Annotated in this window: 14 protein-coding genes and 1 pseudogene; 9 read left to right on the top strand and 6 right to left on the bottom strand. The window is 63.8% G+C overall.

Going from position 1 to position 22541, the window contains the following annotated elements; translation table 11 throughout:
• Positions 1 to 711: 711 nt before the first annotated feature.
• Positions 712 to 1110 carry a cold shock domain-containing protein gene (locus tag DL519_RS43755; RefSeq protein WP_223840165.1) on the bottom strand — a complete coding sequence of 133 codons (399 nt, stop codon included), beginning with the start codon at positions 1108 to 1110 and terminating at the stop codon, positions 712 to 714.
• Between the two features lie 947 nt (positions 1111 to 2057).
• Here DL519_RS43755 and DL519_RS43750 point away from each other — a divergent pair.
• The 3 genes from DL519_RS43750 to DL519_RS43740 all read left to right on the top strand — a co-directional run bounded on the left by DL519_RS43750 (position 2058) and on the right by DL519_RS43740 (position 4058).
• Positions 2058 to 2252, top strand: a complete 195-nt coding sequence (locus DL519_RS43750) for a hypothetical protein (RefSeq protein ID WP_190823605.1) — start codon at positions 2058 to 2060, stop codon at positions 2250 to 2252.
• A 95-nt stretch (positions 2253 to 2347) separates the two neighbouring features.
• Complete coding sequence (locus DL519_RS43745; RefSeq protein ID WP_190823604.1) at positions 2348 to 2965, top strand: helix-turn-helix transcriptional regulator; 618 nt, start codon at positions 2348 to 2350, stop codon at positions 2963 to 2965.
• 202 nt (positions 2966 to 3167) lie between these two features.
• Positions 3168 to 4058, top strand: coding sequence for a COG1361 family protein (locus DL519_RS43740; RefSeq protein ID WP_190823603.1), 891 nt, complete (start codon positions 3168 to 3170; stop codon positions 4056 to 4058).
• A 265-nt stretch (positions 4059 to 4323) separates the two neighbouring features.
• On the opposite strand, the gene DL519_RS43735 is transcribed toward DL519_RS43740, so the two are convergent.
• A complete protein-coding gene (locus DL519_RS43735) occupies positions 4324 to 4854 on the bottom strand; it encodes a transposase (RefSeq protein ID WP_223840164.1) in 531 nt (176 codons plus the stop codon).
• Entirely contained in the window at positions 4841 to 5203 is a 363-nt protein-coding gene (locus tag DL519_RS43730) for a winged helix-turn-helix domain-containing protein (RefSeq protein ID WP_190824581.1), read from the bottom strand. Before DL519_RS43730 ends, DL519_RS43735 begins: the two co-directional genes overlap by 14 nt.
• Positions 5204 to 6799: 1596 nt before the next feature.
• Here DL519_RS43730 and adhE point away from each other — a divergent pair.
• The 3 genes and pseudogenes from adhE to DL519_RS50660 all read left to right on the top strand — a co-directional run.
• Positions 6800 to 13081 carry a bifunctional acetaldehyde-CoA/alcohol dehydrogenase gene (gene adhE / locus DL519_RS43725; protein WP_223840163.1) on the top strand — a complete coding sequence of 2094 codons (6282 nt, stop codon included), beginning with the start codon at positions 6800 to 6802 and terminating at the stop codon, positions 13079 to 13081.
• A 351-nt stretch (positions 13082 to 13432) separates the two neighbouring features.
• On the top strand, positions 13433 to 13789 hold the full coding sequence (locus DL519_RS50665; protein ID WP_190823601.1) for a helix-turn-helix domain-containing protein: 357 nt from the start codon (positions 13433 to 13435) through the stop codon (positions 13787 to 13789).
• Positions 13790 to 14634: 845 nt separating this feature from the next.
• Positions 14635 to 14895: pseudogene (locus tag DL519_RS50660) on the top strand (winged helix-turn-helix domain-containing protein); the annotation flags it as partial.
• A 93-nt stretch (positions 14896 to 14988) separates the two neighbouring features.
• Here the strand turns inward: DL519_RS50660 and DL519_RS43710 are convergent.
• The 3 genes from DL519_RS43710 to DL519_RS43700 all read right to left on the bottom strand — a co-directional run bounded on the left by DL519_RS43710 (position 14989) and on the right by DL519_RS43700 (position 16756).
• On the bottom strand, positions 14989 to 15174 hold the full coding sequence (locus DL519_RS43710) for a DUF397 domain-containing protein (RefSeq protein WP_190823600.1): 186 nt from the start codon (positions 15172 to 15174) through the stop codon (positions 14989 to 14991).
• 322 nt (positions 15175 to 15496) lie between these two features.
• Positions 15497 to 15955: a DUF6314 family protein gene (locus DL519_RS43705; protein ID WP_223840162.1), complete on the bottom strand. Its 459-nt coding sequence runs from the start codon at positions 15953 to 15955 to the stop codon at positions 15497 to 15499.
• Between the two features lie 411 nt (positions 15956 to 16366).
• Entirely contained in the window at positions 16367 to 16756 is a 390-nt protein-coding gene (locus DL519_RS43700) for an SsgA family sporulation/cell division regulator (RefSeq protein ID WP_223840161.1), read from the bottom strand.
• 1350 nt (positions 16757 to 18106) lie between these two features.
• On the opposite strand from DL519_RS43700, the gene DL519_RS43695 reads away from it, so the two are divergent.
• The 3 genes from DL519_RS43695 to DL519_RS43685 all read left to right on the top strand — a co-directional run bounded on the left by DL519_RS43695 (position 18107) and on the right by DL519_RS43685 (position 22490).
• Positions 18107 to 19021: a transposase gene (locus tag DL519_RS43695; protein WP_190823597.1), complete on the top strand. Its 915-nt coding sequence runs from the start codon at positions 18107 to 18109 to the stop codon at positions 19019 to 19021.
• A 1178-nt stretch (positions 19022 to 20199) separates the two neighbouring features.
• A complete protein-coding gene (locus DL519_RS43690) occupies positions 20200 to 20820 on the top strand; it encodes a TetR/AcrR family transcriptional regulator (RefSeq protein WP_223840160.1) in 621 nt (206 codons plus the stop codon).
• Positions 20817 to 22490 carry an MDR family MFS transporter gene (locus DL519_RS43685; protein WP_190823596.1) on the top strand — a complete coding sequence of 558 codons (1674 nt, stop codon included), beginning with the start codon at positions 20817 to 20819 and terminating at the stop codon, positions 22488 to 22490. Before DL519_RS43690 ends, DL519_RS43685 begins: the two co-directional genes overlap by 4 nt.
• Positions 22491 to 22541: the final 51 nt, after the last annotated feature.

The following is a 22541-nucleotide window of genomic DNA, read 5'->3' as shown; positions in this document are numbered from 1 at the left end:
ACGCACCTTCCTCCCCGCGTCGGCCGGCACCGTTCAGAATTGCGCTCATCTGAGCGCGATGGCACGACGCCGCCGGCGAACACGATTGCCGAACTATTCAAGGACCAGCCGTGAGTCCGAACAAACGCACGAGGAAATTCAGCACCTTAAACCACCGCTGCCGTGCCCATTCGCGCAATGAGTGCTCGACTACCTCTTGACAAATGCACTCCCAATGAGCGCTGCCCAACCTCTTCTTGCGTTGCGGTGCGGGAAGCGGAACCTCAGCGGCCTTCTCGGCTGTGGAATCCCGGATTTGTGTATGACCAGGACTTGTATATGACCAATACGCGGCGTCCGGGCTGTCCTCGCGAGAAGACCGCTGAGAACCCCCGGCGGTGTCGGTTGCGAGGATGAGCCAAGGCTGCTACGCCGCTTGCGGCAGCCTCGTACCGTCGGACTTCCAGCGTCGCGGCTGCGGATCGACCAAGATGAAAAGGCTCAGTGGGAGACAGAAAGATTGGCCGGCCTGAGCCCAAAGCCGTTGGGCCGTTGAGCCGTTGAGCCGTTGAGCCGTTGAGCCGTTGAGCCGTTGAGCCGTTGAGCCGTTGAGCCGTTGAGCCGTTGAGCCGTTGAGCCGTTGAGCCGTTGATAATACGGCGCTCAGCGCCGTATGCCCGGCCTGGACACTCTGCGTCCCGGCCGGGCATACGGTTCTAATTCAGTGCGCCGTCAGGCTTCCACCCAGCCGTTGCGCTGCGCGAACGCAACGAGCTGCCCGCGCACTTGGAGGATCTGCCCGCCCGTCATGCTGGGCGCAGCCTCGATCAGCACATCCGTGATCTTCTGGGAGAACTCGGCTGCCGACAGAACTTCGCACAGCTCCTCGTCGTCACGTTCCTGTTTCACGCCCAGGACCTGCGCCGCCGGTGTTTGCGAAACCGCACCGAGCAACCGCACAGCCACGGCCTTCGTGCCCTGGTTGCTGGAGGCTTCCTCGAACTGCACCCGCATGCCACCTTGGAGGACCTGCTTCAGTTGTTCGTCCAGGATGGACGCATGCAGGAACACGTCCTCACCGCCAGCATCCGGTTCGATGAAACCGAATCCTCTGGTCCCGTCGTATTTCACGATTGTTCCCGTCTTCACCGCTTCCGCCCCTCAAACCGCTAGTGCCTACCGCACCGCCAACAATTACCGCCTAAGTATAAGGCCCCCCATGCAAAAAGCAAAGACCGGGTCAGGCCACCGGCGTCACTCCGGACTGGATAAAGTACGAGATCGCGGTCACGAGCCCCCGAATCGCCCGTGACCGCGTCCCGTACCGGTGTTCCCTAGGTGCGGACTGCTAGCGCGCGGAGGCACCGAAGCCGCGCACTTCCCAGCACGAGCCGCAGTCGACCCGCCCGGACGGGCACCGAAGTTTACCCTTGTTGCTCTTGCGGATTCATCGACGCCGACAACTTGCATGCAATTCAAGCAAAATTGATCCGTATTTCGCAGTTTGCCGACACGGTCGGTCAGCCCGGCGGTGCGCTGCACGTAGTCGCCGACGTTCATCCGGTTGCGCCAACCTTCGGCTTGCTACGCAAGCGAATGCTCACGACGCAACCATCCCCACATGAACAGCTACTTGATCACGCAAGCAGGGACTGAGACCGTTGTCCCACCCGCCGCCGCTGGTCAGGGACCTGGACAAGGATGCCGTCTGGTGACTTGCCTTCGCCGGAACCCGTCGGAGGTGATCCTTGTGCCAGCGTTGGCCGACGACGGGTGGTGCGTAGCCAGCGGACTAGGGGGATGGCACGGTGCCCCGGTTCGCGCCCAGGTTCTGCTCAGACTGGAGGTTCCTTGGTGCATTGCCGCGATCATGCCGGATCGCCATAGCGGGTCTGACCGGAGCGTAGCGCGCCTGGCTGTTCCTGTGGCGCGTATCACAGCAACCCTACGCTGGGTGAGCGGACGGGGGCGAGGAGGCAAAGTAGCTGAGCCGAATGGTCAATCCCGGTTGTTGGGACAGATAATCGCGCCGAGTTTCAGGCATGGTTGGTCGACGGGTTTGAACGGAGGAGGGAACGTTGAAGAAGGTCGATCTGCCCGAGAACGCGGTATCCGTGCTGCGGCAACTGGAGACCGAGATGTCGGAGGCTCGCGAGTACGTCCTGCGATGCCGCGCGGCGGGCAATGAAGAGGCTGCCCATCTCCACGACGTGTGGATCGATCTCCTCCTGGAGGAATGGGGCCGGTGCCGGCTGTCCACGCAACCGACCTGATCAGGGCAAGCAGGCGTGAAGGTGGCGTAGAGAATTTGTGAAGGGGATCTTCCGACACTGAGACCACATCGTCGCGGAGCGTGTGGGAGATCCTGATGGACCGAGTTCGAGTGGCTGTTCTGGCCGAAGACCCGATCACCGTAGCCGGTCTGGCGAGTTGCCTGAAGTCACGGGAGGAGTTGTTCGTGGCGCCGAACCCGGCTGAAGCCGACGTGATCGTATTCGCTGCGGACCGCGTCAACGCCAAGGTCCTGGCCGAGCTGAGACTGTCGGCACAACAGGTGTCGGCGCCCAGAGTGCTGGTGACCAACGAGTTCAACCCGGCCGACGTACTCAGCGTGGTCGAATCCCGCGTGGTGGCCGTGCTGCCTCGAACCTCCGCGAACGGAACGAGGCTGACCAACAGCGTGGTCGCTGCGGCCAAAGGCGCCGGGACGATGGCCCCGGATCTGCTTGGTGAGTTGCTCAAGCAGGTCGATCACTTGCAGCGTGAAGTCCTGACGCCTCGGGGTTTGAACGCTTCCGGGTTGACCAACCGGGAAGTTGACGTGCTGCGGCTGATGGCCGACGGCATGGACACCGCGGAGATCGCGCAGAAGCTGTGCTACTCGGAACGAACGGTCAAGAACGTCATCTACGGGGTAACCAGCCGACTCAACCTGCGCAACCGGCCACACGCGGTGGCGTATGCGATGCGAGCTGGAGCGATCTGACCAGAAACAGGAAGGCAGGTCGACGCGTGTCCGGCTGCGGGCAGCGGGAGGGTTCGCGGTTATCTCCTCCGCGGCAGTCGGCGAAGCTCGCACGCGTCGCAAAGCCGCGAGCAATGCCGCATAGAGGCGATTGATCGCGGGTCAATCAGTGGGCGGTCGGCTGTTTCGCTGGCCTCGCCTTGATCAGAAACGGAGGTGGCCCATGCCCACGTATCGCGGCAGTTGGCGACTGCGCGTCATCGGCAATGATGCAATGTACCCACAGCGTGTTGTGATCGACGGTTCGGTCGCCGACGTCATACCTGGTAAGGTCGGCCAGGAAAAGTTGATCAGCGGCAAGGAATGGCATCTCAGGCTGGAATACCACGACGGCAGCCGTTGGAAGCGGAGCACTAAAGTCTTACCGCAACAGGTGAGGCGCAACGGAAACCAAGCAGCACAGATCATCGTCAGCAAGGACACGTTCAAGTTCGACTCCGCCCCTAACGATCTTGTCCTCAGCCTTGAAAAGGTCGCGGAAAGTCCTAACGAACAGTTCTCGATCGAAAATCTGTTCGCTTCCGACAGCATCAACTTGACCAAGCTCGGCGGCGATGCCTTGAACCGCGCGCATGGAGAGCATTTGCTCGGAGTCGAGATCAAGAACACGGGCGTCGAGGAATTCAGTTACGACGCCCTCCTCGAATTCTCGTCGCAGGGCCGGGCGCGACTGGCCGAGCACGAAGTCCTGGTTCAAGACGAGTGGTCACCCGCCGTACTCCGCTCCACAGGCCAGGAGGTCTTCGACGGAGCCGTGTCCGTACCACCCTTGGACGTCGGGGAGACCACTACCGTCTACTTCCAGGTCGACTCCACCCTAGCGAGGCCCGGCGATCCGTCGATCGAGTTCGAACTGCGGCAAGAATCCGACGGCCAGACCGTGACCAGCCGCAGCACGGCGGCGATCACAGTGCAAGGCGGAGCACCGGCTCGCCGGCCAGACGGCCGCGCCAAGGCCGGCCGCCGCACAGCCACTACTCCAACGCGAACCCTGCCCCGGGCGGCGACCAGCTTCGTCCACGAACACCCCGGTGCAACAGCCAACGGGCAATAGGAATTAGCGTCACGGCTACATGATGCTTGCTTCAGGCGTTGCGAAGCGCGCCGTGCTGGCTGCTTAGCGGGAAGGACCGATGACGGCCGAAACAGGAGCCTGTCACCGATGAGGCAAATCAGCAGCCGCTGGCCGAACAGCTTCCTACGGGTGCACAGGCGAAATCCTGCGACGCTGGTGCATCACAGGATTTCGCGGGTCCGTTTCAGCTGAGACTACGTGAACGGACTGCCCACGCGAACATGTGCGCATTCCCTTTTCGATTCTAGCTGCTGCCCACCCGCTCCAAGCCGGTCAGTGCGGCAGCCTGGGCCTCGTCCAAAGTGTCCGGACACAGGTTGGCCAACTCGACCGCTTTCACGTTGCCCCACACCATTTCCATCGGGTTGAGATCACGGGCGTAACCGGGCAACGGTTCGACGCGCAACCACCGCCGCTGGGTGGCCGGCCATGCCGTCATATCCGCCGACCGATGTGCGGGCAGCCCATCCCAGATCAACGTGACCGGTTGACCGCCCAGATGCTCCCGCAGGTCGGCGAGGAACTCGATCAGCGAGGCGGTGTTGTAGGCACCGTGCCTGGTCTGGAACACGAACGTGGGCTGGCTGCGGTCGGGCTGATAGACCAGCACACCGGCCATCGACATCCGCTTCCAGGAAAATCGGTGGGTCAGCACCGGGGTCTGGCCACGCGGCGCCCAGGTAGCCCTCACCACTGGCAGCAGCGAGAACCCGCTCTCGTCCTGAAAGCAGATTACGGCTCCCCGGCGCAGGGCGCTTTTTTTATGCGCGGCCACTCGTTTTCACCCACCTGTTGATGGCCTCATCGTCGCGTTCGACCGCGCGCCGGGCCGGGCGCTGCCTGCTCCAGCCCAGCCGCTCGCGCAGGATCGTCCAGGTCTGGGTGGTCGAGTACCGCACCCCGCTGACCCTTTCGATCACGTCGGCGACCCGTGTCAGCGTCCACATGTCGGTGTCGAACCCGCCTGCCTGCGGTCCCTGGGTGAGCACGTCCGTCACCTCGGCCACCTGGTCGTCGGACAGCTTGGGCATCCGCCCGGCGCGACCAGCCCCGGCCAGTGCCTGCCGGCCACCTGCGGACCACGCCTGGTGCCACCGGGAGGCGGTCTGCGCCGAGACCCCAATTCCACCACCACATCGACCTGTCGCTTGCCACGGTCGAACATCTCCGCTGCCCGCATCCGCCGCTCCCGCAGCGCCTCAAAATCGCGGCGGGCAGCTACTTTCTTGCTGCTGCGGGATTTGTGGTGTCCGCCTGCTGATCGTGAAGAGTCCGGCACGCCACGATTGTCCCACCGGGCAAGGGGAATCACCCATAGCGACTCACCCTATTACCAAAAGATCTTTAAGACTGGTGCACGCGCTGCCCAACCCTGAAGCGGGGACGGTGTCAGTACTCAGTGTCGATGATCTCGCGATCAGGCGCGGCCGAAGTATGCGACCTTGCTGATCGACACCGTCACCCATCGACGGTCGACGTGTTACCGGACCGTCGGCCGCAACCCAGGCCGCCTGACTGCAACGAGCATCCCGGGGCCCAGGTCGGGTGCCGTGATAGCTCGGCCACCTACGCCGAGGCCATCCGATTCGGACGCCAGGCGATATGGGCCGCACCCGCTGACGGGATCGATTTCCCGGTGCCGGACAAGTACTCCGCATCCGCCGCGCACCTTCGACCACCTCAGCAGCCGGATCAGCAAGGAAGTGCGCACGGCGCAACCAACCTGACCGGCAACCAAACCCGCCCCGAACGCCGCGCCCCATCCAAGGGAAATAGAGAACAAAACGCACTGGGTTTCGCGACACCGTCCACCGCCAGGACGACCAGAACGCCTACGCCGGAACCGGCGCCCAGGCCATGGCCACTTTGCGCAACCCCGCACTCGGCCTGCCAAACCTGGCCGACATCACCCAGACCACCCGCACTCCGCAACGCGTCGCCGCCGACCGCACCAAAATCCCGCCACCATAGCGGCCGCGACCATCCCAAACCGGCTTTGACGATCCCGGCCGGCTGAACTGTCCCAATGGTCATGCATTAGTGTCCATTCGGGCAGAATCATGAGGAAACTGTATCATCTCTGACGAAAAGAGCGACAGAATTCGCCTCACAATCGCGACCGACGGCATTTCGCCCCGTTGGCGGCAGAATCAATGGCCCAAGCGCACACCTGGGGTAGACCGATTTCCGCATACCGAAGAACGTTACTGGAGGGAGACAAGGAGCACCTTGGCCAAACCTCTGGCTTCCCTGCAAGGTTTCCTCGCGATCCCGTTAATTGCACGTGAAGCGGCGACCAATGGCGCTCATTTCTCAACCCGATACTGCCGGGTACGCCGGCGTTGAGCGCATTAATGGGTCTTCCTTAGGAGGCTTTCTCGATGTCCATCCCCTCACCAAGGTATACCGGGCAGATAACCGGCGCTCAAGCCCCGGTCCAAAGCCTGGAACTAGTCGGGGCGAAGGTGATCTTTGGTTTGCCCGGCGTCTGAGGCACAGACGCTCGTGGTTCAGGGAAGGGAGTGGCGGCCAGCAAGGCATCCTTGCACACGTCGACCAGCCTTGGAATTCGACTCCCGATACAGACGCACCGCACGCTCACGCAGCTCGTCGGGTACTTCATCGGTGCTGCCACGGATGACTCCCGTCAGGTCCATCAGACCAAGCTAGGAAGCCTCCGAGCTAACGGAGGAACCTCAATCACCGAAACGAGAGGAACTATGGGAGTGTCAATCGGTCAGCGGGGTCTTCGAGTTAGCGATGAACAAGTAAGGGTCTTTGCGGAGGCCAGTGGAGACATCAACCCGCTCCACACGGATGTCCAGTATGTCCGCAGGTGCACGAGTTTTCCTCAGCCTATCGCGCACGGCGCGTTGGTGGTGATGCACGCGCTAGGTACGTGGATCGAGTCGGCTCAGCTGCCGAACGACCGTTGGCTCCGGGCGCGTTTTCACGGCCCTGTCCTGCCCGGCACCGAGTACACCGTGACGATGCCGGAGGCTGCGACTCGGTTCGAGGTCTGGGCGGCGGAGAACCTGGCGGTCGAGATTGACCTGGCGAACGTCGGTGACGAGCATGTTGATCGAGAGCTCTCGAACGTCTCCGACGTGAAGAGCTTGGGTGACGGGCCAACACAGTGGACCATCGATCGGATCTCCGAGGGATTGACTTTGGAGATCCCCTTTGGCGGCGACGTCGGAGACCTTCACGCAATGCTGCGCGGTTACGGGGCAGATGCGGGCGAAAACATCGGCCAATACGTGACGTTGCTGTCCTGGGCCAGTTATGTAGCAGGCATGCATCTCCCGGGACGGGAGGCGATGATCACTGGATTGTCGGTGTTACCGGACGGCGCGCCGAATCTGGAGCAAGGCGTTGGTCGTGTCGAGGTCACCGCGGTGGACCGACGGTTTGGACTGGTGAAACTCGCAGGCGCCCTAGGCGGGGTCGGGCAGGTGCAGCTTTCGGTATTGGTGCGGCAGCTGCCCGCAGAGCTCGACCCAGCGCAGCTAACCGAGCTTATCCCCCAAGTGCGGGCTCTGGACAACCAGGTCGCCGTGGTGGTAGGCGGCAGCCGGGGACTGGGAGCGAGCCTGGTTCAAGGGATGGCGCTACAGGGTGCCGAGGTCTACGCCCTCTATCGCGATTGTGGAGCCGAAGCCGCGCAAGTTCGCGACGCGCTAGGTGCCGACGCGGAACGAGTCCACTTGGTACAGGCAGATGCGGCCAGTGCCGATCAGCTGGCAGAACTGGCCGATCACATCAGGGCCAGGCACGGGGGCTTGGACGTGCTCGTGCTCAACGCTTTCCCGACGGTGCAACCGGGCATGGCTGGTGATGCCGCTGAAGCGTGGCAGGAAAGCGCTCTTCAGCTAGTGCACACGCCGCTGGAAAGGTTGGGCGAACTGGTCGAACAGCGTGCTGGACAGATCATTCTGATCTCCAGTGAGTATGTCACCGCATGCCCCGCCGGGTTGGAGCACTACGCCGTTGCCAAACAGGCGGCCGAGGCAATGGTCAAAAACACGATCACGAACAAGTCCAGGACCACAGGTGTGATCGCGCGCCCGCCGCGGCTGGCCACGGCTTACGCGAGCGGGGTTCTCCCCGGGATGCGCGTCGAACCGGTCACGGCCGGCATCGTCAACGCGCTCTTAGAGCCCGGTACGGCGGGTACGGCGACCGTGCTGGAAGATTTCGCCCGGTCGGCCGATCTCCCTTCAGAGTCGCAGAAAACCGGCAAGAATTCTTCGCGGCTTGCGGTGGCCGCCACGTTCACCACCGATCCGCTGCAGCCGCCCCTTGACGCCTGGTTGCAGCGCCTCGGACTCGAGTGGGAAGTGGAGCTCTCCCCGTATGGTCAGATTTTCCAGCAGCTCCTCGCCGTCGATAGCGCGCTTAGCGGGGCGACGGCGGCAGCGCTGTTGGTGCGCTTCGCTGACTGGGATGAGGCCGGAATCGAGAAAACGATTGAAGAGTTCGCGGCTACAGTTCGGGCTTGGGCCGAACGCGGCACCAACCTGGCAACCTTGCTCATCCAGGTATGCCCGAGCCCGGAACCGCACGCGGATTTGGATGAAAAACGTCATGCCCTGCTCGCAGAGCTGCTGGACGGGTTGCGCGGCGTGCACGTACTCGACTGCGCCGCTTGGCATGGTGGACTGTCTCTAGAGCCAGGTAATGTGCACGACCCGGCGCGGCTTCGTATTGCGCACATGCCCTACACCAGTGAGGGGTACACCTCCCTTGCCACTGGTCTCGCGCGGACGCTGCACGCTGTTGCTGCACCGCCGTTCAAGGTGCTCGCGCTTGACTGCGACAACACCCTGTGGGATGGCGTCGCAGGGGAAGACGGGCCGCAGGCGTTGCGGATGCGAGATGAGCACTACCGGCTCCAGCGTTGGGCAGCGGACCTCTCGAAAAATGGCGTCCTTGTGTGCCTGGTGAGCAAGAACGATCCCGCTCTTATCGAGGAAGTGTTCGCCACTCGGACCGATATGCCGCTGCGTCCGGAAATGCTGGCCGGGCAAGCCGTCTCGTGGGAACCGAAGTCGGCCGGCCTCATCCAACTCGCCGAAGGGTTCGGACTGGGGCTCGACAGCGTGGTGTTCCTGGACGACAACCCACTGGAAGTGGCGGAGGTACAAGCCAATTGCCCTGGGGTGCTTGCGTTGACTGTACCCGCCGAGCCCGACTTACTGCCTGACTTCGCGGCACGGGTCTGGGCGTTCGACCGCCTGGAGACCACCGACGAGGACCGCGCGCGCACAAGCTCTTATGTCAGTCAGCAAGAGCGCTCTCAGCTCCAGCGCACGATGAACTTCGCGGAGTTCATGGCCAACCTGCAGTTGCAGGTGGACATAGCTCCGGCCGCCGACTCCGACCTTCGGCGAGTTGCCCAGCTCACCCAACGCACCAACCAATTCAATGCCAGCGTCCAACGTCGCCAGGAGTCGCAGCTGCAAGTGCTCCTCAAAGACGAACGGGCGGGTTGCCTGGTGGTGCGCGCCAAGGACCGCTTCGGTGATTACGGTACCGTCGGTACCACGATCTACCAGCAGGACGCGGACGAGCTTGTGGTCGACACCTTCCTGCTTAGCTGCAGGGCACTCGGCCGCGGGGTCGAGCACCGCATGTTGGCCGATCTCGGTGAGCTTGCAATCAAATCAGGTTGCGAAACCGTGCGAATTCCATGCAAGCGGACTGACCGGAACCTCCCTGTCCGGAATTTCCTGGGCTCATTCAGCGTGCCCGAGCCACTGGTCGACGACGGTGCATTTGTCGTCACCCTCGGCGCGGTCGAAGCCAGCAAGGTTCACTTCGATCCTGCCACGATGGATCAGGCCACTCCCGCGGGGAGTTCCACATCGTCGATTCCGCGGACGATTGGCACAACGCGATTGAAAGCTCTGCAAACAATCGCGGAAACCCTGCATGAGCCGGGAAACGCGGCCGACTACCTCGTTGGCCGAGGCGCGTCGACCAATGCCACGGCCCCTTCCACGCCGCAGGCAACTCAGCCTGAGGTCGACAACGATGCACTGCGGACTATCGTGCATGTTCTCGCTGAAGTCGCTAACCTACCCCAACAAAGCCTCAACGCCGACACCCATGTACCAGGGCTCCGCCTGTCCTCGATGACCATGGTGGAGGCAGTGGTCGGGCTCGGGAAGTACGTTTCCGAACTGCAGGTTGAGGAGCTCTACGAGCACGACACACTGGGTGAGCTTGCCGCGAGCCTGGCAACTCGCCTCACCGCCACTATCCCGGTCACCGACGCCCGAGCTAGCACCGAGGTTGCCGCCGGCAACGTCGACGCCCAACCTGCTTCGGAACCAGGCGAAGTCGACCATCTCGTGGCGCGCGGGCTGGATGCACTCCACACCTTCGAGCAACTCTCGCAGCAAGAAGTCGATCGCATCGTGCAGGAGGCCGCGCTCGCTGCACTGGACAAGCATCTCGCGCTCGCTGCGCTGGCGGTCCAGGAAACCGGTCGTGGCAGGATGGAGGACAAGTCGACCAAGAACATCTACGCGGCCGAACACATCGCCAACGACCTCGCCGGGCTGAAAACAGTGGGGACCATCGCCCACGATGAACTCACCGGCGTGACCCAGACGGCCAGTCCAGTGGGCGTCATAGCGGCCATCACGCCTGTTACCAACCCCACCTCCACGGTCATCTTCAAGTCCCTCATCGCACTCAAGACACGCAATCCGATCATCTTCGCCTTCCACCACATGGCCCCCCGCTGCGGCGCCGAAGCGGCCCGAACCGTCCGCGACGCCGCGGTGGCGGCCGGCGCACCGGGCGACTGCATCCAATGGATCGATAGCCCCACCCGCGCCGCGAATCAGGCGCTGATGCGTCACCCGGGTATCTCCGTCGTCCTCGCAACCGGTAGCAACGAGACGGTCGCAGCCGCCTATAGCTCTGGTAAGCCGGCAATCGGCGTCGGCGCCGGGAACGTACCTGCCGTTATCTCGGCTGACGCCAACCTCAAGCGTGCCGCCAACGACGTCCTTCTGTCGGTCACGTTTGACAACGGCACGGCCTGCTCGGCCGAACAGGTGCTCATCGTCGAGGCCTCTCGGTACGACGAGACGCTGAGTGAGCTACAGCAGCTACACGCGCACCTTGCTACCCCAGACCAAAAACGGGCGCTGGAACGGCTCCTGTTCGGCACGGAGGCTGGTGCCGACGACGCGCCCACGGCCCGTCGCTCGCTTCTGGCGGTTGGCAAGTCACCTGCATGGCTCGCCTCCCAGGCCGGTTTCACCGTTCCCGAGAACACCTCGGTGATCCTCGTCGAAGTGTCCGACGTGGACGCTGCCGAGCCGTTGGTCCGTGAGAAGTCCTGCCCAATCCTTGCCGTACTTCCCGCCGATACCGCTGATCAGGCCATCGGGAAGGCGCAACGGGCCCTCGACCTATGGGGTAGGGGGCACACTGCCGTCATCCACACCGCTGATCAGGATCTCGTCAATCGTTACCGCAACACGCTGAAGGCGGCCCGGATCGTCTGGAACGCTCCGGCGGCACAAGGCGCGATGGGAGACTTGTACAACGCATTCCGCCCATCGCTCACACTCGGCTGCGGTAGCTGGGGTGGCAACTCCATCGCCGACAACATCGGTGCGGTCCACCTGCTGAACATCCAGCGCACCGGGCGACGAACGAACAACATCCAATGGTTCAAGGTCCCACCGAAGATCTACTTCGAGCCGCATAGCCTGCGATACCTGGCGGACATGGCTGACGTGCACAAAGCGGTCATCGTCTCCGGCCGAACCATCGCCCGTCTCGGCTATCCCGGCAAAGTCGTCGATGTCCTCGGACGCCGCTCCGAACCCGTGGACGTGAGGTTGATCGACTACGTCGAACCTGAGCCGACCGTTGCGACAATTCGCCGCGGTGCCGAAATGATGAGGGACTTCAGACCAGACACGATCATCGCCATTGGGGGCGGCTCGTCGATGGACGCCGCCAAGCTCATGTGGCTGTTGTACGAACACCCCGACACCGACCTTGATCACGCGAAAACTCGCTTCAACGACATCCGCAAGCGCACCTACCAATTTCCGCCACTCGGCCGCGACGCTCGCTTGGTCTGCATCCCCACCACGTCGGGCAGCGGCTCAGAGGTAACGCCGTTCGCAGTGATCACCGACCCCGATTCGGGACGCAAATACCCGATCGGCGATTACGCCCTGACCCCGAGCGTCGCGATAATCGACCCCACCTTGGTGACCGAAATGCCGAAGGGCTTGGCAGCAAGTGCGGGCATGGACGCGCTCACCCACGCCACCGAGGCCTACGTATCAACATATGCCAACGACTTCACGGACGGACTGTGCATCCAAGCGATCAAGCTCCTCTTCGAGAACCTTGAAACCTCCGTGCGAAGCGGCGGCGACGTCTTCATCGCGCGCGAGAAGGTCCACAACGCCAGCACGCTAGCTGGAATGGCTCTTTCCAATGCGTTCCTGGGGATCGTGCACGCCATGTCGCATACCATCGGGGCCACGTTCAGCCTGCCCCACGGCAGCACCAACGCGATCCTGCTGCCGCATGTCATTCGCTACAACGGGCAAAGCCCGACGAAGCTCACCGGTTGGCCGAAGTATGAGAACTACCAAGCCCCGCAACGTTTTCAGGACATTGCCCGCGTCCTCGGCCTGCCATCGCGGACGCCGGAGCAAGGGGTTGAATCGTATGCGGTTGCCATCGAGCGGCTCAGAGACGCCGTCGGCATCCCGCCCTCCTTCGCCGAAATCGGCGTCGAGGAAACGTCCTTCCTTGCCGCTTTGCCGACGCAAGCGATGAACGCCTATGAGGACCAATGTGCTCCGACCAACCCGCGTGCCCCCTTACTCGACGACATGCAGCAGCTGATGCGCGATGCCTACTACTTCACTAACCAGCAGAACTCTCCAGTGGATCCGAGCATTCCTACCTCGCGGAACGGACAAGTCCGAACGACGGCAAGCGCGTCACGCTAAGGCTCGATCTACCGGAGTTTCTGGGTAGTGGTTCGGTCGTGAGTAGGTGAGATGCCCTCTCGAGCTGGGACGATTGATCTTGCTGAAGGATCACTGCGTCGAACTGAGAGGGCATCTCTGGAGTGCGTTGCGACGTGAGGTCGCACGTGGTGACTGACTGCGTCGATTGGAGGTTTGGCACTGTCGCAGACGTAGTCCGGGCCAGTGTCCAAGACTCGTCGCAGCCCGACACGCATGGCCCGGTAAGGGCTGGGTGCGAAGCTGTCAATACAAAACTGACGGAGATGGTTGACACCCGGGTTTGATGATCATAGGGAGATCCGGGTAAGTGAACCCCAGTTGGACCGCGAGGTGCGTCGGCGCCTCGCGGTCCTGCGTCATGTGGAGGAAGTCAGCGGGAACGTCGCGATGACGTGCCGGTACTACGGGATCAGTCGGCCGACGTACTACAAGTGGCTACACCGCTACGAGACCGAGGGCGTCGACGGGCTACACGACCGATCAGAGCGACCGCGAACCAGTCCGGATGCCACCCGCGGAAGTGCTGGAAAAGATCGTCCACCTGCGGCAGCACTACCACTCCGGGCCCGGCAAGATCGCCATGTACCTGACCGAAACCGGGAAACTTCAGGAACAGTTTCGTCGCCCACAATCGATCTGTGCATCGAGCCCGCCAGGCTCATGCCCGATCGCGCAGACTGCGTATGATCACCGCCGCAGGCGAGAAAAGAGCCAGAGCTGCTGTCATTCGGCGCGAGCTACCGGAATCTGCGCCTGGCGTTGCACCACCGCGGCCAGAACCCGCCGAAACACCGAGGCACCGCCACCGCCGGCGGTCACTTGGCGTTGACACCGTCGCACTGAGACCGTGGGCATACGCCGGGGATTCGGCTCGACGACGCCCAACTCGCACAGCGCGATCCCAGCCGGCCGTAAGCGGCGCGGTGACAACGAAGCCCCTACCGCGAACTCCCGGCCATCGCCTGCTGCCGGGCATCAGTGGCGGGACTGACCATCGCACGATGCCCTTGTGCACCCCAGACGGAGGGTCATACGTACATGAACCGTGTCGTGGGGCACTCACATACGCCTACCATGTGACCCATGACACATCTCTTTCCGTTCGCGTAGGGGAGGTCTGCGAATGCAGCGGATGGTGTGGGAAACCTGACCATTCGCCTTCTCGAGGTGCTACCGCGCCCATTCGCGCTTCCCGGACGGCGAATACATCCTGGCGCTGAAAGGAGCCACCGCAATGGATCTTTCTACCGCTCCCCTTCTCACAGCAGGCCAACGGCAGCCCGTGGACAGCGACCACGAGCCGGTCGAGCTAGCCTCGCCCACCTACCTCAAGCAAACAGTCACTCCGGCCGTCGCCAAGTTCGATGAGAGCCACATTGTCCGTGGCTACGACTGACTGACCCGGCTACGGCATGGTCTATAACGCGTCGAGGCAAATTAGGAGGTGGAAGTGTCCCGGAAGCACATGCCGAAGACAACCTACTGATCGGGAACTCAAAGGTGTGATCTTCGGTGGCCTGACATGATCGCTGGTGTGCGGGACGCGCGGAGGTTGTCGGCTGGGCGCAGGAGGATTTGCAGCGCAGAGTGGTCGCAGTGGTTCATGCTGGGATGACTCAGGCCGCGTTCGGGCTGACCGGTCTGGTGTGGCCCAGCAAGGCCGTGGCCGAGCTGATCCGGGTGCGGCACGGCATCGTTGCTGCCTGCGCGCTGTTGGCAAGTACCTGCGCCCTTGGGGCCTGTCGCCGCAGAAGCCGATTCGCAGGGCCTACGAGCAGGATTCCGAGGTCGTGCGTCGATGGTTCGACGAGGGCTGCCCGGCCATCGCCTCCCGCACCCGCGCCACCGACCCCACTCCGATCGGGCGCCGCTCTCGTTCGCCTGTTTCAGCGGTCGAACCGGCCGCTCTTCACCGCGTCGATGAACATCTGCCACTGTCGACCGGTCGCCGTGAAGCACCCAGCGGCGCGGTTCTCGGTGTCGCGCACCGCGGCGTCATCGCCGACGCGGCCGACCTCCACGCAGTTGTGGTTTCCGCTATGGCTCGACTTCCTCCACGTGCTGTCGGTCACGGGGTCACCTTCGGTCTGGTGTCGACACTCGGCGGCGAGCTCCGGCAGGACGGTGCAGGCCTCGTCGCCCTCGCACGCCAACTGCCATAGCCGGTCCGCGAGTCGCAACCACCGACAACGTACGCGGTGAGCACGCCAAACAAGTGTTGGAGACGGCCATTCCACAGGAAGGCCGGATTCAACGCCATCGACCGTGCCCTAAGCGAACGAGCCGAACAGCTCTCGCCACCCTTTCTGGCCGCACCTCGCCTGCGCACCGTGGTTCTTGCTGACGCAGTCGCGTTCGCACATGCTTGACAGCTCGACCGGTGAACGACCGGGCTCAGGCTTCGTCCTCGATCGACATGCGTCGGAACGCAGTGGTGGACGTATAGCTCTTGGCCGGACCAACGACTGTCCACACCTGCCACCAGACATCCGGGCCGTGGATGACGAACTCGCCCAGGTAACGATCATCGCGGCAGGGATGGCGGACCGACCACCGGCCGTGGCGCAGATCGAGATCGTGGAAGAAGCCGCCGTGGTCGAAATGCACGTCGGCCAGCCCCGGGCCACGCACCCGGAAATGAAGGACCCGTGTCGCCGGTCCCCGGTGCTCCCCCATGACCAGCGTTCCACGCTCCTGGTAGACGAGCGCGTCGTCGTCAGGGGTGAAACACGCAACGCCGGTGAACACAGCCATACCCGCACCGGCGGAATCGACGATCTTCCGGTCCAGCTCCCACCGTCCGGCGAAGTAAGCGACGAGGTCGGTGACCCGGAAGTCGGTTGCGGTGCGCACGGAGTCCACATGTGCATTCTGCCGCACCAGGCGCCGAGATCAACTCTATCCGCCGAACACGGTCGAGGTAACCGCGACGTCGCCACCCGGGTGAGGCGCAATTTCGCGAGAAATTGACGTCCACCCGGGTGAACGCAGGGCTTCCGCACTCCCGGCCGGGATCGGCAGGAGCAGCGGGCGACCGTCGTCGCTCTGGCGCGCCTAGTCACCGTCGTCCGCTACCACCACCTTGACGCCGAGATCCGCACGCAGGTCCGTGGCGGTTTCATCGTGTTGTGTGACCGGTGCGTGGCGTCGTCGTGGGTCCACGCAGGAGCCAAGAACTGACACGAACAATGGAGCTGCCAGGAATTTGACTACCGGCTTTGACCATCCATCGGTAGACCTATGTGACAATCGGTTGAATATGGCTCACTCGTGCTCGGCGGGACTTCGGTCATTCCGCTGATCGTTCAGGAGCACTCTGCTCAACGCATCATCGACGCTCAGCCACCGGTGTTCATCGCCGGATGCAATGATGGCATAGGTGTCGTTCAAGAATCGTGCCAGCACATCAGCCCTCGTTTCGAAGACGCCCTGTACCGACGGGGCGGTCAGCGCGATCACCACGAGCTCAGGGTTGTCAGGTCGAGGGCTGATGCGCACGTTGCCTTCCCCGCTGCGGCTTACCAGCCCGGCGGAGAGGAGGTCGCGGGCGATCGTCCAGTGAGCTCGGCTGTTCCGGCCGGGATTGAAGGTCATGCCCACCGCGTACGGATCGCGCGTTTCGTACCGCAGTTCAAGTTGGATCGGCGTGCTCACCACTGGTGGGGTCGCCAGGTCGAAGACCGTGGCGAAGCGGATGATCAGCCTGTGGTTCCTAACCATCAGATGCACTCCTGAAGCATCGAATCCCCCATCAAACGCAGCATGGTTCCCCGCAACCACATCTGCTTCACCGCATCGTCAGCTTCACGCGCGCTACCAGGCACCGCGCTCGTCAAGACCGGCGAACCAACAGGACAACAATATTTCCCGACTTCCGGTCACGACGACATTCGCGCTCCGCAGGGGAGTCCCGGGCAGCGAGCATGCCCGGATGAACATCCTCGATTCCCCGAAGCATCGTCGCTCTTCTGGACAGCCGAAAACGCAGAGTTCAACGAGAAGCACTCCCCGCAAGCTGATATAGGCCCACATTGGCTCACTTCCGCCCCCAGCGCAGCTGAAGCGAACAGCAGGAGAAGTAGCAGCGATACCCATCAGGGTCAGCAAAGAACCCCGTGAGAAGCCGGGCCGCCGAAGGTAATCGGGGCCCATCGGGCCCGTCGACCGTTTGCGGTGGTTATCCGACTACTCGACGAGCTAGCAAACGACACCGGGCAGCGAGCTCAACGCCCACACCTGCCGCGCCGTGTTGAAGCTGCGCCAGCGCCAGACCTTTCCCCTATGACTGCCAGGACAGTTTGGGCACGACGACGTCTGCCAGACTCAGAGCTGTGACGACAACCCGGACGTTCTCGATCGCTTTCCCTCTACCGTGTCGCGACTGCGCTGGCTATCCCAGTACATGACGATGTCGCCGACCTCCACGCCTGGACTGAGCCAACAATACTCGACCGTCGATACGTAAAGGTGCCACCATTCTCAAGCCATACACGATGAATCCCCGAAGACAGGAACTGCGCATGATCGCCAGGGACGGCGGCACCTCCGTGCTTCACCGCCGTTGTGGTGCGGAGCCGGCCTGGTAGCTCGATGACGAACTGCTGTGCCAGAGCGAATCGTGCGGAGCGCTCGTCTGTGTGGCCGGAGCGGTACGGGAACTGGTTCGACGGGGCCTTGCTCACCCCGCTCCCGGCCGGGGGTGGCCGCGTCCCCGCGTTCACCGCCATGACGAGGACGACACTTGCCTGCGTCCGCACCCATACATCACTCCTGTTCCGGATGAACGGGTGTTTTGGCGCCCGGTGGGATCCTGCTGGCTAATTCGGCGCGGTGTTGGGGCTGTTTGGGAAGGTGCGGGCGTGAAGTGAACGGACCGTTCGTGTCGTCTACGAGCCTGTTGCGTTTTCCGGTTTGTCCGGATGGGATCATGGTGGGGTGGCGAAGGGGTTTCGGCGGGTTGATCGTGATCAGCAGTTTCTGCTTCCGGTGGATATGCGGGAGTGGTTGCCTGCGGGTCATCTGGCGTGGTTTGTGCTGGATGTTGTCGGCGAGTTGGATGCGCGGGCCCGGCTGGAGCGGGAACGCGCCCGTCGCCAGGGCGAGATCGACGCCTACAACGCCGCGGTCGCCGCCGCGCTGGCGGAAGGCCGCCCACGGCCGCTGGGGCGGCGGGTCAGTGATCCCGAGGGCGGCAAACGGATGAAGAAAGCCCGCGCGGCGCTGGAGGCCGCACTCGCCGCAGCAGAGGCCACCAGCGAGAACAACCGGACCACAACCAGCAACAACGGCAGCAACAACGGCGGTAAGAAAGAGGACACGCCGCCGCAGCGCAACGTCACCGATCCCGACAGCAGGATCATGCCTACCCGGCGGGGCTGGATCCAGGGGTTCAATGCCCAGTTCGCGGTCTCAGCCGACCATGTCATCACCACGCTGGGACTGAGCGACAATCCCGCTGATACCGGCGAGTTCGCGGACATGCTCACCCGCACTCAGGCCACCGCCGAGTGGCTCAACACCCACCGTGACACCCCTGAGGACATCGGCACGGCCCTGTTCGACGCGGGCTACTTCAGCGACGACAACCTCACCCATCCCGGGCCGGACCGGCTGATCGCGCCAGGGAAATCCCGTCATATCCAGCGCGAGGCCGCCACCAATCCCGCCAGCGGCCCACCCCCTGAGGGCGCCACCCCCGTCGAGGCCATGCGTCACCGGCTGCGCACCCCCGAGGCAGCGACGCTCTACAAGAAACGCGGCGCCACCGTCGAACCTGTGAACGGCCTCATCAAAGACCGCCACCGACTCCGGCGGTTCAGCCTGCGCGGCCTGGCCGCTTGCCTCGGCGAACTCAACCTCACCGCCGCAACCCACAACCTCCGCCGCCTGTTCACCACCCTCCACACCACCACAACCTGAACAGGGGGTGGGCCTCCGGCCCACCCCCTGTTCAGCAACCACAACACCCAAAACCAAAACCGCAACAGGCTCCTACCGAAGCGAACAGGCCGTTCACCGCACACCAACAGCCCCGGGCTCACATCGGATGAACGGAGCGAACGGACCGTTCGTGTCGGTTATGAGCTTGTTGCGTTTTCGGCGAAAACGGCTGAACCGAAGTACCAAATCAGTCTCGATCGCCGCCGTTTGTCCGCCAGTGGCCATCTCAGCCGTGATCGATCGATCACGGTCCGTGGTGGGCGTAATTTTGCAACAGGCTCCTACCGAAGCGAACAGGCCGTTCACCGCACACCAACAGCCCCGGGCTCACATCGGATGAACGGAGCGAACGGACCGTTCGTGTCGGTTATCGAGGTGAACAGGCCGTTCACCGCACACCGGTTGGCGAGGTAGAACCGGACCACTCCCGCAGTGACACCAGCCCCAGCCCCTCGCGGAATTAGCCAGCAGGGTCTGGTGGAATCCGTCCGCCTGTGGGAGTTCTGGCTGTGCCAAGTCTGCGGCCTCTCGCTCGGCGAGGTGGCGCATGTGCTGGTCGACGCCGCTGGTCGTGTTCTCTCCGATGCCGCACTTCATCGAAAGTGCCTGCGCCAGGCCCTGACGCGGGTTCCTCACTTGCGGGAGGCGTGCCAATACGTCCAACTGCGGGTGCGCCGCGATGACATCGAGGCCGATGGCGGACCGCTGGCCCACACCTGCGAGGCGTGTCCGTCGAGCAACGTCGACGCAGTGCGGGAGCACCCGCCTGTATGCGGGAACTGGAGTGTTGGTGAGCGGTTGGCGGCGCTGCGAACGGCACTTGAGGCTGGGCGCGGAACACGAGCGATGTCGTCTAGCCGTGCAAGTTCCTGATCTTCATTCTTGCTAAGTAGCGGGCAGTATGGACGGCATCGATCGGGGCCGGCCCGGGCAGGCGCATTCGGCGAGGCCATCCCGCAATTGGGGTGCTCCGCAGGTGGCGGCCGCGCGTTGCGCGCGGCTCAGACCGGTTGCCAGGAACGCCCCGATGTTCTTCGTCCGAGCCCCGAAACCCGGATGAAGCCGGCAGGCGAATGCGTCCGAGCACACATCGGGCTTCGGTGCACCCACCAGCCGAGAGTGCAATAATGCACTATGCCATGAATCATGCAACAAACATGCGCAGCCGGCGTATGGCGGCGACCGCTGCGCAGGTGACCTCCCACGCCCGCAGGCTGACCGCGGAACGCGGTCTGTCCGGGTTCACCGTCGAAGAGGTCTGCGAACAGGTCGACATCTCCCGCCGCACCTTCTTCAACTACTTCGCCTCAAAGGACGACGCCGTCCTCGGAGTTCCAGCACGCGGCGATGACGACGCGCTCAAGGCCGGGTTCGTGGCGAGCGGTGACCCGGCGAGCACCGGGCTCTCCCCGACCCTGCTCGAAGACCTCGCCGAGTTGGCGGTGCAGCGCTGGGAACGCTCGGACATCACAGCCGAGAGCATCCGCGACGTCCTCACCGCGTTCGAACGCGAGCCCCGGCTCTTCACCCGGATCGTCGAGAAGTTGCTGCGCGACGAGCAATCCGACGTGGAACTCGTCGAGCAGCGCGAAGGCCTCGCCGTAGGCGATCTTCGCGCCGCCGCCGCCGTGCAGCTCATCCGCGCGCTCACCGGGGCGACCGCGCGGGAATTCCTCACCAGGACGAACACCGACACCTTCGCGGAGATCCTCGCCCGCCGGCTCGCCGCCGCCCGCGACCTCTTCGCACCGAATCCCGACCCCGAACGGAAATCATGACGGCCACCGCTCCCGCCCCTCTCCTGCTGACGCAGCGGCGGATTTGGATCATCTTCAGCGCGCTCATCGCGGGCATGCTGCTCTCGAGCCTCGATCAGACGATCGTCGCGACCGCCATGCCGACGATCGTCGGCGACCTCGGCGGCGTCGAGCACCAGGTGTGGATCACGACCGCCTACCTCCTCGCGACCACGATCGTCATGCCGATCTACGGCAAGTTCGGCGACGTCCTCGGCCGGCGCCGGCTGTTCCTCATCGCGATCGCGCTGTTCACGCTCGCCTCGGTGGGCTGCGCGTTCGCCACCGACTTCTGGGCGTTCGTGGTGTTCCGGGCCATGCAGGGCTTGGGCGGCGGCGGGCTCATGATCCTGTCGCAGGCGATCATCGCCGACATCGTCCCGGCCAACGAGCGCGGCAAGTACCTCGGCCCGCTCGGCGGCATCTTCGGCCTGTCGGCCATCGGCGGTCCCCTGCTCGGCGGGTTCTTCGTCGACCACCTCACCTGGCAGTGGGCGTTCTACATCAACATCCCGGTCGGCATCGCCGCATTCGTCATCGCGCTCGTGGCGCTGACCCTGCCGAACAAGAAGGCGACCCAGCCGATCGACGTCCTCGGCGTCGTGTTCCTCTCGATCGCCACGACCTGCCTCATCTTGTTCACCGATTTCGGCGGTGACAAGGCGCACGGCTGGGGCGCGATCGAGACGTGGGCCTGGGGCTTCGGCCTGCTCGCGGCGACGGTCGCCTTCGTCATCACCGAGGCGCGCGCCGCGGACCCGGTCATCCCGCTGAGCCTGTTCCGCAACCCGATCTTCGTGAACGCCACCGCGATCGGCCTCGCGCTGGGCCTGGGCATGTTCGCCGCCATCGGGTTCGTGCCGACGTTCCTGCAGATGTCGTCGGGGACTTCGGCGGCCACCTCCGGGCTGCTGCTCCTGCCGATGATGGTGGGCCTCATCGGCACGTCGATCGCCTCGGGCGCCGCGATCACCAAGACCGGCCGGTACCGGGTCTTCCCGATCCTCGGCACGATCATCACCGCCGCCGCCATGGTCATGATGACGACGCTCGCCGCCGACACCCCGATCTGGCTGATCTGCGTCTACCTGTTCGTCTTCGGCGCCGGCCTCGGACTCATCATGCAGGTGGTCGTGCTGGTCGTGCAGAACGCGGTTCCCGCCGCCATGATCGGCACCGCGACGAGCACCAACAACTACTTCCGCGAGGTCGGTGCCGCGCTCGGCACCGCGGTGTTCGGCACGATCTTCACGACCCGCCTCACCGAGAACCTCACCGGCGTCTTCACCGCGTCCGGTGCCTCGACGTCGGACGCCTCGACCGCCACCGCGACGCTCGATCCCCAGAAGCTGAGCCAGCTTCGAGCACCGGTGCGCGACGGCGTGGTCACGGCCTACGCCGATGCCCTCGCGCCCGTCTTCTGGTACCTCCTGCCGTTCATCGGCATCGCCTTCGTCCTCGCCCTGGTCCTGAAGCAGATCCCGCTCTCGGACGTCGCCGGGCTCGTCGCCCGCGGCGAAGCGATCGGCGGCGAGGAGGCAGAGCGGCTGGAAGCCGAGCTGCGCACGGGGAAGGCACCGGAGGCCGACTCGGCAGGCGTCGCCGCGCCGCAGCGGACCACCAGGGGGCAGCACGAGGAACCGGTCGGCTGAGCCGCCTGCCGGCTCAGCCCGCGAGTACTGCCGACGCCGTTTCGGGACTCG

Origin of the sequence: Saccharopolyspora pogona, assembly GCF_014697215.1 — a bacterium.
Lineage (GTDB): Bacteria > Actinomycetota > Actinomycetes > Mycobacteriales > Pseudonocardiaceae > Saccharopolyspora > Saccharopolyspora hattusasensis.
This window is presented reverse-complemented; position numbering and strand designations above follow the sequence as displayed.

What these genes read in the sequence shown, in the direction of transcription:
- DL519_RS43740 (WP_190823603.1), top strand. Translation starts at nt 3,168, where the DNA reads ATGCCCACGTATCGCGGCAGTTGGCGACTGCGCGTCATCGGCAATGAT.
- DL519_RS43745 (WP_190823604.1), top strand. Translation starts at nt 2,348, where the DNA reads ATGGACCGAGTTCGAGTGGCTGTTCTGGCCGAAGACCCGATCACCGTA.
- DL519_RS43690 (WP_223840160.1), top strand. Translation starts at nt 20,200, where the DNA reads ATGCGCAGCCGGCGTATGGCGGCGACCGCTGCGCAGGTGACCTCCCAC.
- adhE (WP_223840163.1), top strand. Translation starts at nt 6,800, where the DNA reads ATGGGAGTGTCAATCGGTCAGCGGGGTCTTCGAGTTAGCGATGAACAA.
- DL519_RS43685 (WP_190823596.1), top strand. Translation starts at nt 20,817, where the DNA reads ATGACGGCCACCGCTCCCGCCCCTCTCCTGCTGACGCAGCGGCGGATT.